At 43.3% G+C, this 15,449-nt stretch carries 16 protein-coding genes; 6 read left to right on the top strand and 10 right to left on the bottom strand.

Going from position 1 to position 15,449, the window contains the following annotated elements:
* Positions 1-4: 4 nt before the first annotated feature.
* Positions 5-619, top strand: coding sequence for a hypothetical protein (locus tag FEM33_RS20125; RefSeq protein WP_139013789.1), 615 nt, complete (start codon positions 5-7; stop codon positions 617-619).
* Between the two features lie 104 nt (positions 620-723).
* On the opposite strand, the gene FEM33_RS20120 is transcribed toward FEM33_RS20125, so the two are convergent.
* Entirely contained in the window at positions 724-1,368 is a 645-nt protein-coding gene (locus FEM33_RS20120) for a hypothetical protein (protein WP_139013788.1), read from the bottom strand.
* A gap of 228 nt (positions 1,369-1,596) precedes the next feature.
* On the opposite strand from FEM33_RS20120, the gene FEM33_RS20115 reads away from it, so the two are divergent.
* On the top strand, positions 1,597-2,469 hold the full coding sequence (locus tag FEM33_RS20115) for a manganese catalase (protein WP_139013787.1): 873 nt from the start codon (positions 1,597-1,599) through the stop codon (positions 2,467-2,469).
* A 230-nt stretch (positions 2,470-2,699) separates the two neighbouring features.
* On the top strand, positions 2,700-3,476 hold the full coding sequence (locus tag FEM33_RS20110) for a TspO-related membrane protein (RefSeq protein ID WP_139013786.1): 777 nt from the start codon (positions 2,700-2,702) through the stop codon (positions 3,474-3,476).
* A gap of 92 nt (positions 3,477-3,568) precedes the next feature.
* Here FEM33_RS20110 and FEM33_RS20105 read toward each other — a convergent pair whose 3' ends face one another.
* Positions 3,569-4,855: a sensor histidine kinase gene (locus tag FEM33_RS20105; RefSeq protein ID WP_139013785.1), complete on the bottom strand. Its 1,287-nt coding sequence runs from the start codon at positions 4,853-4,855 to the stop codon at positions 3,569-3,571.
* A gap of 365 nt (positions 4,856-5,220) precedes the next feature.
* Between FEM33_RS20105 and FEM33_RS20100 the strand changes: the two genes are divergently transcribed.
* The gene (locus tag FEM33_RS20100) at positions 5,221-6,102 is read left to right on the top strand and encodes a response regulator (RefSeq protein ID WP_139013784.1); all 882 of its coding nucleotides are present in this window, start codon (positions 5,221-5,223) and stop codon (positions 6,100-6,102) included.
* A gap of 26 nt (positions 6,103-6,128) precedes the next feature.
* On the opposite strand, the gene FEM33_RS20095 is transcribed toward FEM33_RS20100, so the two are convergent.
* The 4 genes from FEM33_RS20095 to FEM33_RS20085 form a co-directional block, all read right to left on the bottom strand.
* Positions 6,129-6,476, bottom strand: coding sequence for a hypothetical protein (locus FEM33_RS20095; RefSeq protein WP_139013783.1), 348 nt, complete (start codon positions 6,474-6,476; stop codon positions 6,129-6,131).
* Between the two features lie 180 nt (positions 6,477-6,656).
* Entirely contained in the window at positions 6,657-6,830 is a 174-nt protein-coding gene (locus tag FEM33_RS26460) for a hypothetical protein (protein WP_161597198.1), read from the bottom strand.
* Between the two features lie 665 nt (positions 6,831-7,495).
* Complete coding sequence (locus FEM33_RS20090) at positions 7,496-7,762, bottom strand: hypothetical protein (protein ID WP_139013782.1); 267 nt, start codon at positions 7,760-7,762, stop codon at positions 7,496-7,498.
* 12 nt (positions 7,763-7,774) lie between these two features.
* On the bottom strand, positions 7,775-8,647 hold the full coding sequence (locus tag FEM33_RS20085) for a M4 family metallopeptidase (RefSeq protein WP_201747809.1): 873 nt from the start codon (positions 8,645-8,647) through the stop codon (positions 7,775-7,777).
* Between FEM33_RS20085 and FEM33_RS26580 the strand changes: the two genes are divergently transcribed.
* Positions 8,646-8,819 (top strand): hypothetical protein, encoded by a 174-nt coding sequence (locus FEM33_RS26580; protein ID WP_201747808.1) that lies wholly within the window; start codon positions 8,646-8,648, stop codon positions 8,817-8,819. The genes FEM33_RS20085 and FEM33_RS26580 overlap by 2 nt on opposite strands.
* A 262-nt stretch (positions 8,820-9,081) precedes the next feature.
* On the opposite strand, the gene FEM33_RS20080 is transcribed toward FEM33_RS26580, so the two are convergent.
* From FEM33_RS20080 to FEM33_RS20070, 3 genes are all read right to left on the bottom strand, one after another.
* Positions 9,082-9,564, bottom strand: coding sequence for an inorganic diphosphatase (locus FEM33_RS20080; RefSeq protein WP_139013780.1), 483 nt, complete (start codon positions 9,562-9,564; stop codon positions 9,082-9,084).
* A 3-nt stretch (positions 9,565-9,567) separates the two neighbouring features.
* Positions 9,568-10,347, bottom strand: coding sequence for an FRG domain-containing protein (locus FEM33_RS20075; RefSeq protein WP_139013779.1), 780 nt, complete (start codon positions 10,345-10,347; stop codon positions 9,568-9,570).
* 272 nt (positions 10,348-10,619) lie between these two features.
* Positions 10,620-11,210 carry a T9SS type A sorting domain-containing protein gene (locus tag FEM33_RS20070; RefSeq protein ID WP_139012011.1) on the bottom strand — a complete coding sequence of 197 codons (591 nt, stop codon included), beginning with the start codon at positions 11,208-11,210 and terminating at the stop codon, positions 10,620-10,622.
* A 438-nt stretch (positions 11,211-11,648) separates the two neighbouring features.
* Here FEM33_RS20070 and FEM33_RS20065 point away from each other — a divergent pair, with 438 nt between their 5' ends.
* Positions 11,649-14,183 carry a GEVED domain-containing protein gene (locus FEM33_RS20065; protein WP_139013778.1) on the top strand — a complete coding sequence of 845 codons (2,535 nt, stop codon included), beginning with the start codon at positions 11,649-11,651 and terminating at the stop codon, positions 14,181-14,183.
* 9 nt (positions 14,184-14,192) lie between these two features.
* On the opposite strand, the gene FEM33_RS20060 is transcribed toward FEM33_RS20065, so the two are convergent.
* The gene (locus FEM33_RS20060) at positions 14,193-15,311 is read right to left on the bottom strand and encodes an AI-2E family transporter (protein ID WP_139013777.1); all 1,119 of its coding nucleotides are present in this window, start codon (positions 15,309-15,311) and stop codon (positions 14,193-14,195) included.
* Positions 15,312-15,449: the final 138 nt, after the last annotated feature.

Below are 15,449 nucleotides of genomic sequence, written 5' to 3'. Positions count from 1 at the left end.
AACAATGGAAGAGAAGAATTACACAAACGTCATCCCCGGACAACAGGAAGGCGAAGTCATCAATGCTGAAAGCTCCGTAGAAACCGAAAACATCCATACGGCAAAAAAGTTGTTTGAGCGTGCCAAGCTGAAATTGATGGATGTTAACAACTGGCAGAAACAGGCTGGTGAAGCTCTGGCGGCATTTCAGCTTACCGATGCAGAAGGAAATGATGTGGCGGGCCCCGTGAAAGAAGGATATCATTTCAAAATTGATGTCCCCGGACCGGGATCCAAAGCAGGAGAAGGCTTTGACTGGGTTACTGTTGAAAAAATGGAAGAATATAACTCCGGCGATATAGAAAGCATAGGCATACGCGTAAGGCCGGCCTCCAACCCTACTACGGACAACGATGAAACAGCCCATTTTTATTCCAGTGATTCCACAAGCACATTCACTGTTACAAGGGAAGGAAACAAAGTGACTGCTGCTGTTTATGACCGAAATACAAAGGCCAATGCGGAATCGGAGGGAATTATTGATAAAATCCGGGACGTGCTTGTCGGCACCGCGGGCATTGCCACTTTTTCCAAAATTCAGTGGAAAAACCTTACTAACGGCCTGCTTGAACAGGATTGATTGATTCTATCTTTGATTTATAAAACAGCATAAAAAATGCGGGCAGAAATTTTAATTCCGTCCGCATTTTTTATTGGTGTTCTTTAAGCTGAAATCCGGTAATATTATGGATTTGAAGTAGAACCCGATGTGCCCGAACCAGAAGTTCCCGAACCGGAAGTAGAGCTGGAAGAACCGCTTTGGTTTCTACGTTGCTTTTTGGAGCTTTTCTTGTTGGAATCCATGTCTGTGCTGGTTCCTGATGAAGAATTCACACTTCCTGATCCGGTCGATGTACCTGCTGAACCCGTAGAGCCGGAACCTGATGTTCCTGTAGAGCCCGAAGTGCCCGAGCCGGTAGAACCTGTGGATGAGGACTGACCGGTGCTGCTACGAGGCTGGCCGCTGGTTCCTTGTGACTGACCGCTGGTTCCTTGTGACTGGATTGAACTTTCTGAATTGGATGTTCCCTGGTTTTGAGAACCGGTTCCCTGAGAACTTGTACCCTGCAATGATCCGGTTGACGAATTCACACCTGATTGTGTTGCACTGCTACCCGTTGTTCCCGATGAGCTGTTGTCTGACTGTACCCCGCTCGTTCCCGCGCCTGAACTTTGAGACTGTCCGGAAGTACCCTGTGATCCTGTTGTGGAACCCGTTCCCTGCGTAGTCCCTTGTTGAGACGAGCTGCCCGAAGTACTTGTCTGTGCGTAAACAGTTCCGGTAAGTACCATCAAAAATGTTGCGATGCTTATGGTTATCTTTTTCATTTTATTCCTAAATTTTATAATGGAAGTAATAATTAATTTGTTGATGCCATGATGGTTATAAAAACTGTTCCAGCAGATAAATAAATTTTGTTTTGCCTTGTTTCTTCGCGGTTCTTTTTGGTGTGCCTGAAAAAACTTCACATAAAGTTCATTTTAAACCTTCCCGAGGTGGTACAATTTTTTATCAAGCCATTACCTAAAATTTTTATCACCTTAACTGTTAATCATATGTTTTATCATGACGGAAAGCTTCAGTACAATGTAAGAGTAGATAAACCGAACCCTCAGTTTGCAAGGTTACTTCAGCAGGCGATCGGCGGCATTGAAGGCGAAATGCGTGTTTGTCTTCAATACCTTTTTCAATCCTGGAATTCAAGAGGCCCGGTAAAATACAGGGATATGCTGATGGAAACCGGAACAGAGGAGATTGCTCACATTGAAATGCTGGCAACAGCTGTTTGTCTGAATCTGGAAGGCTCGTCTACTGCGGTAAAAGACGAAATGGCGATGAGCAATCCAATGATTGAAGCTGTAATGGGTGGCCGCGATCCGCGTCATATTCTGTCTGCCGGACTTGGTGCAATGGCATCCGATGCGAACGGAGTACCGTTTAACGGTTCATGGGTTGTAAGCAGCGGAAACATTGCAGCAGATATGTATGCAAACGTAATGGCCGAGGCAACCGGACGTGTACTGGCTACCCGTTTATACGAACTTACCGACGATTCCGGTATGAAAGACATGCTTTCTTTCCTTATTGCAAGAGATACCATGCACCAGAATCAATGGATGGCCGTATTGGAAGAACTTGGCGTCAATGCCTCGCACCCGATTCCTAACAGCTTCCCTGAAAGTCTGCAGAACAACGATGTCAGCTATACATTCTTCAGTACAAGTGTAGACGGAAACACTTCGGCACAAGGCCGCTGGACACAAGGTACTTCCATCGACGGAAAAGGCGTATTCCGTATGGAACGGGCAGTTCCTACCGGCGGAAAACCTGTGCTGTCACCTGCCGACAAGGAAGTACATGCGCAGGTTGAGCAGGGCGTAAAGCCCGACAGCGGTTTTATTGATCAGGTAAAAGACTTTCTGAGCTGAGAAATGCCTTGCGGTTTGCAGAATAAACTGCACTGAATAAAATTATTAAGCAATGAAAAAAGACCGGATTTGACCGGTCTTTTTTCATATGCAATAAACCTTATCCCGTAAAGGATGCCTGAGGCCAGTATTTACTCCGGATTAAATCACCATGCAGCCAATATCTATGGCAGGAAAATTATAGTTTCAATCAATAGTGACTTCATACTGGCAGGACATTAAAAAAGATAATGAAAAAAACACTTCAGTTTTCCAACATCATTGCGCTCATTATTACGGTTGTTATGAATTACCTGTCCAACACGGGTATTTTCAATGGAAATACCATGGCAACCGTTTCAGCAAAATACCAGAATTCTTTTACACCTTCCGGATATGCATTTTCAATCTGGGGAATTATTTATCTGGGATTAGCAGCATTTGCTATTCACCAAAGCAAGGGATTATTTAAAAAAGTTGAATCGCCGTCCGTTGTCACGAGCATCGGCTGGCTTTTTGTTATTTCCTGTGCGGCCAACTGCGCCTGGATCCTTGCGTGGCTTTATGATTTTACAGGACTTTCGGTCATAATCATGGCAATCCTGCTGTTTTCCCTTTTACGCATTGTGATTACCACACGGATGGAACTGGATACGGTTCCTTTTAAAAAAGTAGCGCTGGAATGGTGGCCTTTTTCCATTTACACCGGTTGGATCCTTGTGGCTATAATTGCCAATATTGCGGCTTATCTTACCAAAATAAATTGGAACGGTTTCGGCATTTCAGGGGAAAGCTGGACGATCATCATGATTTGTCTTGCCGCAGTTATAAACCTTTATCTGATCTGGAACAGGAATATGCGGGAAACGGCACTTGCAGGTGCCTGGGGTATCACTGCGGTAGCTGTGGTTAACTGGAATGAAGCGCAGTCTGTTGCCTATACCGCCGTAATTGCAGCAGCATTTCTTGTTCTAAACACCGCTGTGCATGCATACCGGAACAGAGGAAATTTTTTCATTCTGAAATGATCAATGAAAGAGTACATGTTTTTAGCATGTACTCTTTCATTGAAGTAATAAAAAATTTTATCAAATGTATTTTTAAGGAACATAAACCCGTTCTAGATCACCGTTGTAGGTTCCTGCTTGGATAAAAATTTGATCCTTACCAGTGTTCCTTTTCCCGGAGCGCTTTCTATATCCATTGTGGCTTTCATCAGTTCACAGATTTTCTTGACAATATATAATCCAAGCCCTTCACTTTCCTTCATATTGCTTTCCTGTGCTTTTTCTGCCGGATTGCTGTTTGGCGGCGGCTGAATCATCTGAGATTCCTGATGGTTGGCGCTGTTTATGATAACGGGTTTGAGGTGTTCTGCCAGCAATGCAGTCCGGCTATTGGCGGAAAAACCCGGACCTGTATCCTGCACGCTCATGATCCATCGCGATTCATTTTCCTGGGTCCATGTAACATATATCCCACCCTTTTCGGTGTATTTCAACGCATTATGAAGCAGGTTTTGCAGTATACGCTGCACTTTTACCGGATCACTGCTGATTTCAAAAATCTCGGAACCTTCTGCCTGCAAAAACAATTTGCGGTTTTCAGCCAGCGGGCGGGCACTTTCAACGGTTTTCCGGATCAGACTGGCAACATCAAATTTTTTGATATCCAGCATTTCCTGGCCTGCCTCAATCCGGGCAAAATCGGTCAGCTGCATGAGCATATCCCTTATGGAAGACAGGTTTTTGTTCAGCATATTCATCAGCTGGTCCCGCTCGTTTTCCGTACCCGGCATTTCAAGCAGCTGCGAAGCCATCATCAGTATACTGAAACTGGAACGCAGATCGTGCGAACTGTGCCGCAGATGTTCGCTTCGCTGTTTGCCGAGTTCAAGCAACTGATCCAGTGCATTCTGCAGGCTGGCCGCCTGTTCCGCAGCGGTTGCCTGCCTGAGTTCCTGATAATAGGTTACGCTTCCGCGCGTAGACTCGGAATAAATGCGGAATACTTCCCTGTAAACTTTGGAAAAAGCATCCGGATGCAGGCTTGTGACGGTTTGATTAAAAAGCTGAATCTCTTCAAGCAGCACGGAAAAAAGATGTTCCATTTCAATGACCAGATCCGAAAGCGGATATCCCGACTGCCAGCGGTGCAGGCCATGCTCGTTTGCTATTTCAACCGGATCAGAAAGCACAGGTTCATTGTTCAGACGCTGATGTAAAACGTTGAGCAAAATAGGCATCTGGTCATTAAATTCCTCACGGGTAAAGCTGCTTTTACTGCTCAGGGCAGGATCTTCCTCGCATACATTTCGCCATCGGATCAGCAGGATTTCCCGCCTGCTCCGCAGAAACTCGACCAATTTACCAATTTCATTCTCGTTATCTGATTTGGTTTTAGCCATGATTAGCTTTTGATTTATTTTTTAAGCTGTGTAAAACTGAAATATAATGCTGCGGATTCTCTATTCAAAACAGATGCCTGACAACTCCTTTCGACAATTATCATATAAATAATAACACCTACACCGTTCTTCCCATATTTTTTAAACTGCCATGCCAGATTAATTGGGTTATCCAATACATGCTGTATTACAAATTTACGGCCAGAAATTTCCTTTGATATTGCAAGAGGATGTTAAATTACTTTTTCCTTTGTTAAATTAAGTAAACACATTCTGTCAAATCATTTTGAATGTTTTAACTTGCGTCTGATTACTACGGTTCAATTAGTAAAGTTATTTCCACATCCATAACGGCTGGTCTCCTGATGATTTCAGAGCTAAAAAATACCAAAATTTACATTGCCGATGATGATGAAGATGACCGTATGCTCATACGGGTGGCAATTGAAAATGTAGTACAAAATGTAACCATTATAGAAGCAGCTGACGGCAATCAGCTTCTGTCTTTTCTGAGTAGTGAAGAAACGGGAAGACAGCTTGTTATTATGGATATGAACATGCCGGGGATGAGCGGGCTGGAGACACTTGCCGTTATCAAATCGAATGACGGCACGCGGCATATTCCGGTCATTATGGTATCGACGGCATCAAGCCCCGTACTGGTAAAAAGAGCTTATGATCAGGGGATTAATGCTTATATGACCAAACCGCTTTTCGCAAATGAATACCAGAAAATTGCCAATGTAATAAACCATTGTTATCTCAACGATCATTCTTCTGCCATAGTCAAGTCTGCCGGAAAATATATGCGGGAAAAGAATATCCTGGTTATAGAGGATAACTTCGATCACCGGACTTTGATCAATATGGCACTGAAAGATAATTTACCATTGGCACAAATAACCAGTGTCAAGGATGAAACGGATACAATTGACTTTTTCACTTCGGTTTGGAATAACCTTGCCCCGCTGCCGCATCTGATTCTTCTGGATCTGTACCTTCCGAACCGGCAGAACGGCCTCCATTTACTTGAACTGATCCGAAATTTCCTGAAATCACAGAATCTGCTTAACGTTCCGATTATTGTATTGAGCAATTCAGACCATCCTGATGACATTACCGAATGTTACAGACATAACGCCAATGCCTATATGATCAAGTCGCAGGACCTTCAAACGTGGCGTTCATATTTTTCCAACTTGTGCCATTTGTGGCTGGAAACAATCAACTTGCCATCCGTGCTTTAAACTGTAACCTGAACACATTACGGCCTTTATTCGCCGGTCGTTTCTCCTGACATTCTTAAAGCAGTTGCTAATGCGGCGAGCAAAGACGGCATTTCACCTTCCGTACCCATGTCTGGTGCCAGAACAGCAACCTTTTCGGCAATATGGTTAAGCTGAGCTGTTACATTTTCCTCATTAACTGGCTGTGCCTGCAGCAGAGACTTTAATTTCTGAACTTCTTCTGCAATCGGTTTGGTATTCTCGGAACTTTGCAGCGGCCCAATCCATTGATCTGCAAGCAAAATTCCTTTTTCTGCAGTAAGTGTTTCAGTTCCCGCCATCAACTGAGAAATCGTTTCTTCCAGCAATGCCGTAATATCAGCTAAATCTTCCATGTTCATTATTTATTTGTATAATTTCGTTATCCGGATTTTATTTCAGACACATATTTTATGCTGATACATTCGAATTTTATGATGTATTAAAATACAGAAATACGAAATAACGGTAATCTATACAGGCTTGATAAACTTGATCTGAGGCAATGCAATCAAGTGTAATTTATTATGTCCGGATCAGGATAATCTTACAGAATAAATCGGCTTAAGAATACGTGGTCTTTTGCCTTCTTTTTTTACCGGCTGAGTAGAATAAGTTGAAAGAAACGGGTTAGTGCTTTCTTTGTATTGGTTCATGCTGTCAGCGAAATCGCCCATGCCTAAGTTTGTAGTCTTATTTGTAAATTCCATTTGTTTGTTGTTTTGTTTTATACCTGGATTATTTATAAAACCGTGCCTGTACTATTTCTGCAAGCCTGTTCAATTAATTTTTCCAGGATTTTTTTAACTGTTTTTTTCGTCTTAAATGATTTTAAATTAAAATAGCGAGCCACATCATAAGTAACTTGCTGAAAACTAAAATCTTATCGATACATTCCGAACAATAAAGTTTCATCCCTTTTTTCAACAATTCTTCAAGGAAATTTTCCACACCTGTGTAATGCATCCAATTTCCAATGGTCAAAAAGCTTCACATAGCACGAGAACCGCAGCGCGGTTACCTGTTTGCAGAAAAATGATATTGCATGAAATTGATTTTAGGAACCTCGGCGAGGTTTTCCCTTTGTCATTAATCAGGATGCTCCTTCGGAGCAAACAATTAAAATACAACATGGCATTGGCTACAAACAGATTGCTCCTCCGGAGCACTTTGTTACCGCAGAGCGGTTACCTGTTTGTAGAAAATAATCATAAATCAAAATGGATTTCGCAACCCCGGACGGGGTTTCCTTTTGTCATTAATCAGGATGCTCCTCGGAGCAAACAATCAAAATACCACATGAGACTGGCTACAAACAGATTGCTTCTCCGGAGCACCTTATAAGCCGCAAATTGGTTGCCTGTTTTAACTTGATTTATCCTTTTCTAAATTTTAAATTTTCTTTCAATTCCTCGAATGTCTTTTTATAAGGGGCGGGAATTTTTTGAAGATCTACCGGAACAGAATGGCCATTTACTTCCAGATAATGGCTTGTAGCATCCCTTGCACCCGGATCTGCATTTTCATTTCTGATAATACTTTCGAGCAGATTATGTATCTCCTGCTCCGACCAATCCACTTCTGCGGTTGCTTCTTTCATTACCGGCAACAAGCCTCCAAAACGCTGCAGTTTTATTTGCATGACTTTCAATGGTTAAACTTTTGCTTCTTTCCAGCCATCAACCACAGCTTTGGATTCCAGACTTCCGGCACCAAATAACTCATCCGCTTTTTGCAAAGTTGCCTCTTTAAAAGCAGCAAAATCTGTATTTTCCGATACCAATGTGCGGTCAGTCAATGCTGCATACCAGATCTTTCCGGCCTTTTCCCATGAAAAACCTCCCATATTAAAGGCTGTAACATAAAAGGCAAAATTTGGAATACCGGAATTGATGTGCACGCCGCCCCAGTCACCCCGTTCCGTGTCAGGCAGCGACACAAAGTGGTCATAAGTGGCAGGTTGCGGGTCGGTTCCGAGGTCCGGATGATCCACGTATGCAGTTCCCGGTGCTTTGAGGCTGCGGAGTGCATATTTGGTTCCTTTCAAAACATTTTCTCCTATCAGCCAGTCCGATTGCTTTACGTCCTGATTCAGTAAGCGCTGTTTGATCATTATCCCGAATACATCCGAAACCGATTCATTAAGGGCTCCGCTCTGATTATGGTATTCCAGATTGGATTCGTACTGTGTAACGCCGTGTGTCAGTTCATGACCGATAATATCTGCATCAGCGGTAAAGCTGTCAAAAATTTTTCCGTCGCCGTCGCCATAAACCATTCTCATCCCATCCCAGAATGCATTGTCGTATTGATTGCCGTAATGGATATAATGCTTCAGTATCATGCCAAGATTATCCACGGAATTCCGGCCAAAAATCTCGAAATACAGTTTCCAGGTAGCAGTACCTGCCTCAATTACATTCGTTGCATCTTTGTCCAGACCTGTTCTTGATTTTCCGTTTTGCCAGATTAATTTCGCATCGCCCAAAACCGTATCATGCTGCATATCATAAACATGCATTTTCATGGCCGGTTTTTTCAACGGCTTTGACGGTGGATTGAATACCGAACGCTGCGTTTCATTGAGCTTACTGAAAAAAGACCGGTCACTGCGAAATCTGGAATTCCGCAATGCATCATTGACTACATCCGGAAGTTTCCTTTTACTGGCCTCCGACAGCAATTTTTCTGAAATATAAGGTGGTATAATACATCTAACCGGGTTATGCGAATCGTGATTGCACATATAGTTTGTTTTTAGAAATGTATTTAAGTGTTTACTCAAAAATAAAAATTATTATACCAGCATACGTACGGTTTTACAGGCTTTTGCGCCTTGGAATAAAAAGAAATCAATTAAAAAATACATGAAGAGCACCTATATGATTTTCAATAAAAAATCTTTGTTCACCAAAGTTTTTGATAAACAAAGATTTCATGTCAATACGATGAATTGACTTTTCAATTTTTCTGCTTCGCAATCAGCTTTATGGATTCTTCGGAAGTTATTGTCTCAAACGGATCAAATTCTTTTCCGGCCTGCTCATTATAGTTTTTGAAGAAATTTCTCAGCTGTTCAATAATACGCTCGGGCAACTGATCGACACTGGTTACGTCTCTGAACAATTCCGAAACAACCGGAACCCCTAAAAACCGGTCATTACGCATCTTTTCTCCATTTCTTTCCGTCTGAAATGCCTTTATGGCACCAACAATCCTGCATTCCATGGCACAACCGGGAAAACTCCGGAATTCCGAAATTACAACAATATCCAGCGGGTCACCGTCTTCTCCGAGTGTGTCCGGTATAAAACCGAAATCGAACGGAAACACCATTCCGGCAGGTAAAATTTTCACAAGTTTGAATAACTTCATTTCCGGATCAAAATCATATTTCTGACCGCTGCCTTTCGGACTTTCAATTATGGCTGTTATGTTACTCATTCATTATTCGTTATTTATTTCCACATGTTTATCAATGGCACACAGATCCTGCACGCTTGCGCGCTGGTACAAATATTCCCAGTTCAGGTAATGGCACAAACCCGACAGTTCAGGAAAAAGCGTATGCGCATTGAACCCGAGCATATTCAGATGATCCATCAGCATGCGTTTGATACCCGGAACAATGGTGAACTCAATGACATTCAGCTTCACATCCTCGTCGATCTGCATGGGGATAAATCCTTTGTTTTCTTCTGAATACGGATGTACCGTAAACCAGCCCGACTGTGCAATAATCCGTTCGTTATTAAAGGAAGGCCTCAGCACTTTAAGCTCCGTAATGTTAAATGGCGAACTGAATTCTTCCTGTGCCGGCACCTGATCCTTATCAATCACCTGATCATTGTTACCCATAAAAGCGTACACAAATGACGGTGTCTCTGAATCGTCTATATCCCGGATGGCAAAATACAAGGCCACCAGCGGATTACTTGACCAATCCAGCAGTCTCGTTTTAAGTCCGTAATGCTGTGCCAGAATCAGAAGCTCCCATTCTTCGGCCATGGTATTGGGCAGAAGCAGTTTGCCTCTGTTTTTCAATTCCATAAGCATCCTTTTTTCGATAGCAGTAATGTCATCATTATGAAAATACCTGGCTATGGACGGAACCAGCGGCGCATCTACGCGCTGACCTCTGAATATCAGGAAATCAAAATCATTCTTCCTCAATCCCACTATTTCCCGTATAAACTGATCAATTGCAGTTATTTCTACTGATTTCATAGATGCACTTTTATAATTTTCAAATCTTTTCGGCACCGTTGTTATCAATAATTATTCCAGGCACTGCTTCTTTCCGGCAATGTGACGTTTTAATTTAATTTCCGGCTTAAACAAAAATAGCGGGTCCAAAATGGACCCGCTATTCGATTATAGTATGTGACTCATCAATTCAAACAAACTGCTATTATGATACTTTCCGACTGCTTTTTATATTTTAATCAGGTGTGTTATGCCGGCTTTTGCCGCATTATTTTCAGGATTCTGTGTGTATTTCAGTTTGTGTGCAATACTTTCAATGTCTGCGAGAAGTTGTCGCAGCTTACTTTTACAAGCAGGATGCCGGTCGAAAGCTGCGGTACATCCAGTGTGTAAGATTCGGTTGCCTGGTTTTTTGCAACCTGTTTTTTCACCAGTGAACGTCCCTGCAAATCGTAGATTTCGATGGTCGGGTTGCTGTTCATCGGGCCTGTGATCTGCGTCATTACTTTTCCTGCACGTACCGGATTGCCCAGGATCACGGCTTCCCACTCTGCCTCTACTTCGCTTTCATTGGCCTGAACGGCCGGCAAAAGAAAGGATCTGGATGTTTCCTGCTCAATGAAAACCGTCAGGTTCGTAACACCGTCTTCGGCCGTGTAGCGGATCACGCAGGGTTCCGCCGGTATTTGCAGTTTGCCGGTTTCATTGCTGATTTCGACAACCTGTTTTTTGCCGTCTACCACGAAGGCGTACTTGCCGTCAGCTACGGGCATCTGGATGGTCAGCGGTTTTGTTTTGGTAAATAAAGGAGCACTGAAAGAGGAGGATACAGCTGTAACGATCAATAAAACAATGAAGAGGAGGTTTTTACGTGCAGTGTTCATGTCAGTAATATTAGCAGGTGTTGTTTGATTTGATGATTCAAAATTAGGCACAAGCCCGACCTGAAAACATGACCTACATCATACTGAAAACTAACTTTGATTGACTTGTCGAAATTATTCCTCCTTGGCAGAGAAAACACGGTTTTGTTCAAGTCGAATTGCCAAAAACATTATTGCTGCAATTACAACTACATTGGGAACCCTGTGCAACTAGCCCGGAATTGAATTTATTCGATCAAATTACAAGAATATACCACAAAATAAACTACGTACAAATTAATATTGAAATAGTGCACAAATAGTGTAAAAGCCGCTTATTTTTACTAAAAATTGCATTTCCGGCAACGGGAATCAGTCGGTTCAGCACACTTTACATGGCATCTTTCAGCAACCTTTTGCACCATTTACATAACCTTATTTACAAAAAACCCTGCTTCTATGAGAATACTTTACAATGCCCTTGTTTGTGTACTGTGTATTTTTTTCCAAACTGCTGTACTGGCCCAGCAGATGCCTTTTGAAACGGTTGCCGATCTTAAAAAAACGGGTGTATCGTCCGACAGAATCCAGATACTCAGCACACCCAAGCTGAACAATGCAGTAGAAAAGGGAATAAAGCCGGGGGCGGCTGTGACAAACCTGGAACTGGACCGGCTCAAACTGGAACGGTTAAAATCATCGGATCAGAGTCCATTGTATGAGTTTGTACTGCCCACTGCAAACGGCTCCATGCTGACGCTGGATATTTTTCCCGTAACGGTACTTGCTCCGGATTTCAGTATTTCCGTTTTGTCCGCACAGGGAAATACTGCACGGGAATTGCCATATGTACGGTTTTTCCGCGGTGTCGTTTCAGGTGAGGCTAATTCTGTTGTTTCCCTGACGATTGTAAATGATGAAATTTCGGGCCTGATATCGGATCATACAGGCACCAGGATTCTGGGCAAAAACAAAAAACCCGGCAGCAAGGCAGAAAATTACAGCATGTATTATGACCATGACCTTGTTAAAACTTCCAGTTTTTCCTGCGGAACCGACGGCCTCAAAATACCCGAAGGAAAAATAATGCAGCAGCAGAATCAGTTTCAGGAAAATACTTCGTGCCGATGGGTCGGCATATATATAGAAACGGATAAAGCCACTTTGGATTCCCTTGGCAATCTGACGTCTGTTGAACATTATATCATGAATCTTGTCAATGCCGTTTCCACTACTTTCAGCATTGAAGGAATTGCGGTGCGCTTGTCGGGATTGAGCATGTGGACGACAACGGATCCTTATGCCGGCAAGAATGATGATGAATCACTCAATATCTTCAGGGATTTATGGAATACGAAATCGGATAATTTTCCAGGCCATTTTGCACATTTGCTTAAAATGGGCAATAACAGCGGACTCGCTTACGTACCCAGCGATGTTTGCAGCCGCAGTTATAATTACGGTCTCAGCACCATCAATGCAAAATATTCATTTGTCAGCTATCCGGATATTTACGGCGATGTGGATGTAATCTGTCACGAGCTTGGCCACAGCTTCGGCAGCCTTCATACGCAAAGCTGTACATGGCCCGGCGGACCGATTGATAATTGTGCCGCTGTGGAAGAAGGAAATTGTGAACGCGGGCCTGCGCCGGTAAACGGCGGCTCCATCATGAGTTACTGTCCTTACCGCAAGCTTGCAAACGGCTTTGGCCCGTTACCGGGAAATCTGATCCGTAACCGTATACATTCGGCAGAATGCCTGCCGGTTTCGGATAGCAAACCGTCGGGCTTGCAGATTGATCATGTGTTTGCATCCGGCGCCCGGATCAAATGGAAATATACCGGCAGCAATACGCTGCACAAGCTTCAGTACCGCATGGCAGCTACAAAAAAATGGACTGAAGTAAAAACACCAACCAATTCCGTTTCCATCTTCGGGCTGAGACCAAACACAAAATACGAATGCAGGGTGGGTGCTGAATGTTCCGGATTTTCGGGTTCAAAATCTTTTACGACCAACAGCAATCCGCCCGAATACTGCCTGGCCAGCGGCAATTGCGAAGGTTACGGAATTGGTTTGAGTTCAATAAAACTGAATGATGATTATCTGAGTAATGCTTCGGGATGTTCAGCAAACGGCTATAACTTTTTTTCGGATATCAGTACGCCCAAAGTAAGCAAGGGAGCAACCAATAAACTGACGATAGACTTGCTCGGCTACTACAATGCCCAAACTGTGAAAGCATGGATAGATTATAACAACAACGGCGTTTTTACAGAAGATGAAGTTATTTTCAAAACAGATTCAACCGCGTCGTCTGCACAGGAATGTACTTTTACAATTGCAAGTAACATTGCCGAACAGACTACAAGGATGCGGATTCAGTCGCGGTATTTTCAGGAAGCGACGGATTGCGGAAATATAGGTTACGGCGAAACTGAAGATTATCAGATAGAAATTATTTCCGGACCATTGCCGGTATCTCTGGTTTACTTCAAAGCAGACCTTACACCTGAGAACAAAGTGGAACTGACCTGGCGTACGGCCCGGGAACTGAACGCCGCCTATTTCAGCATTGAACGCAGCACAGACATGCGAACATTTGAACCCGTTGCACAGCTGGAAGCAGCCGGCCGGTCCGATACGCTTGAAACCTATACTTACCTGGATGAATTTCCTTTCAATAACCTGAGCTATTACCGGCTGCGGCAGACAGATACGGACGGGACAGAAGTGTTGTACCGCGCGGTTGCCGTACGGGTTCCCGGAAAAGACGCTCCTTATCCAAATCCTCTGACGGGCAATCTGCTCAACATCCGGGCAACCGGATCAGCGCAGATCCGGTTGCTGGATATTTCAGGCAAAGAAATTCCTTTTTCAAAAATCCCGCTTCAGAACGGTATCCTGCAGATCGTCCCGAAGCAGCGGCTTGCGCCCGGATTGTATGTCATAACCAATGGCAATGCCGTTTACAAGTTCGCTGTCGAGTAAAGTCCGAAATCATTTCTGAAGGCCGGGTTTGGTAGTTACAGGCACTTTCTTGCGGAAAACAGGAAATGTCATCGGACTCCGGGCCGGCCTTTCATCACCCAGTAATACGCCCCATTGTTTGAACATGTCCGTACGGTCAAAAATGACTTTGAGCACCGCAATGATCGGCATGGATAAAAACATGCCCGAAACGCCGGCAATATTTCCGCCGATGATCACGCCAAGTATGGAAAAAAAGGCATTGATCTTGACTTTTGAACCGACAATACGCGGCATCAGGATATTGTTGTCCAGAAACTGCACGGCAGCAATAACACCCAGTACCGTTACAACAGGCCACAGTTCCGTTGAAGAAGTAAGCGTAAGCAACGCACCGATTACATTCCCAAGCAGGGCACCGATGTATGGAATCAGATTCAAAAAAGCAAAAATAACGCCGATGAGAAAAGCATGCTTAATGCCGATCAGCATCAGGATCCCTCCTACCAGAATAGTCATGTAAGTAACCTGGATCAGCAATCCGACCAGATAATTTTTAATGATCGATTCGGTTTCATAAATGGCTTCCTTTACACGCGGATGATAATCAACGGCAAACCACATGAAAATAAACCGCAGCAGAATGTCCTTGTAAAACAGGATCAGGTAAATGTAGATCGGCAGAAGCCCGACAAAAACAAAAAGCCCGCTCAGTGTCACCGCCGCGCCGCTGGCTGTTTTACCTGCAATCCCCAGAAGATCGTTGGCATTTTTATTGATAAAGTCCACTTGTTCCTTCGTAGAATAACTGCTTATAGAAGAAATCCAGTTACTCAGCGATTTCAGGTGTATGTTCACATTGCTCCTGATTTTCGGAAAATCGGCAACAAGCAAACTGACTTGAGAAGAAAAAAACCAGATGATACTTCCCAGAATAACAATCAGCAATAAAATGGGCACTACGATTGCCAGCGCTTCGGGCACTTTGTGCCTTTTGTTGAACCGGTAAACCGGAAGCAGTACAATGCTGATAAAAAATGCCAGAATAATGGGCATTATAATATCTTTACCTATTGATAAAATGCTGATTATAAGTACGATACCTAAAAGTTCGATAGACCGTTTTACGGTTAAGGGTAAACTGTTCATAAAAGTAAGTTCATTAATTTAGCGTTCTGTTCGTTTATAAATAAGTGAATCGAATCTTTCAATCCAGACAGAAAACGGAGAAATTCCCGTTTTTTGAACTGTGCCAAAAGTCAATAAATAAACCAGAACAATTTTCGA

It is taken from the genome of Dyadobacter flavalbus (genome assembly GCF_006149045.1).
Lineage (GTDB): Bacteria > Bacteroidota > Bacteroidia > Cytophagales > Spirosomataceae > Dyadobacter > Dyadobacter flavalbus.
Note: the sequence above shows the minus strand (reverse complement) of the source record. Positions and strands in the feature narration are given on the sequence as shown.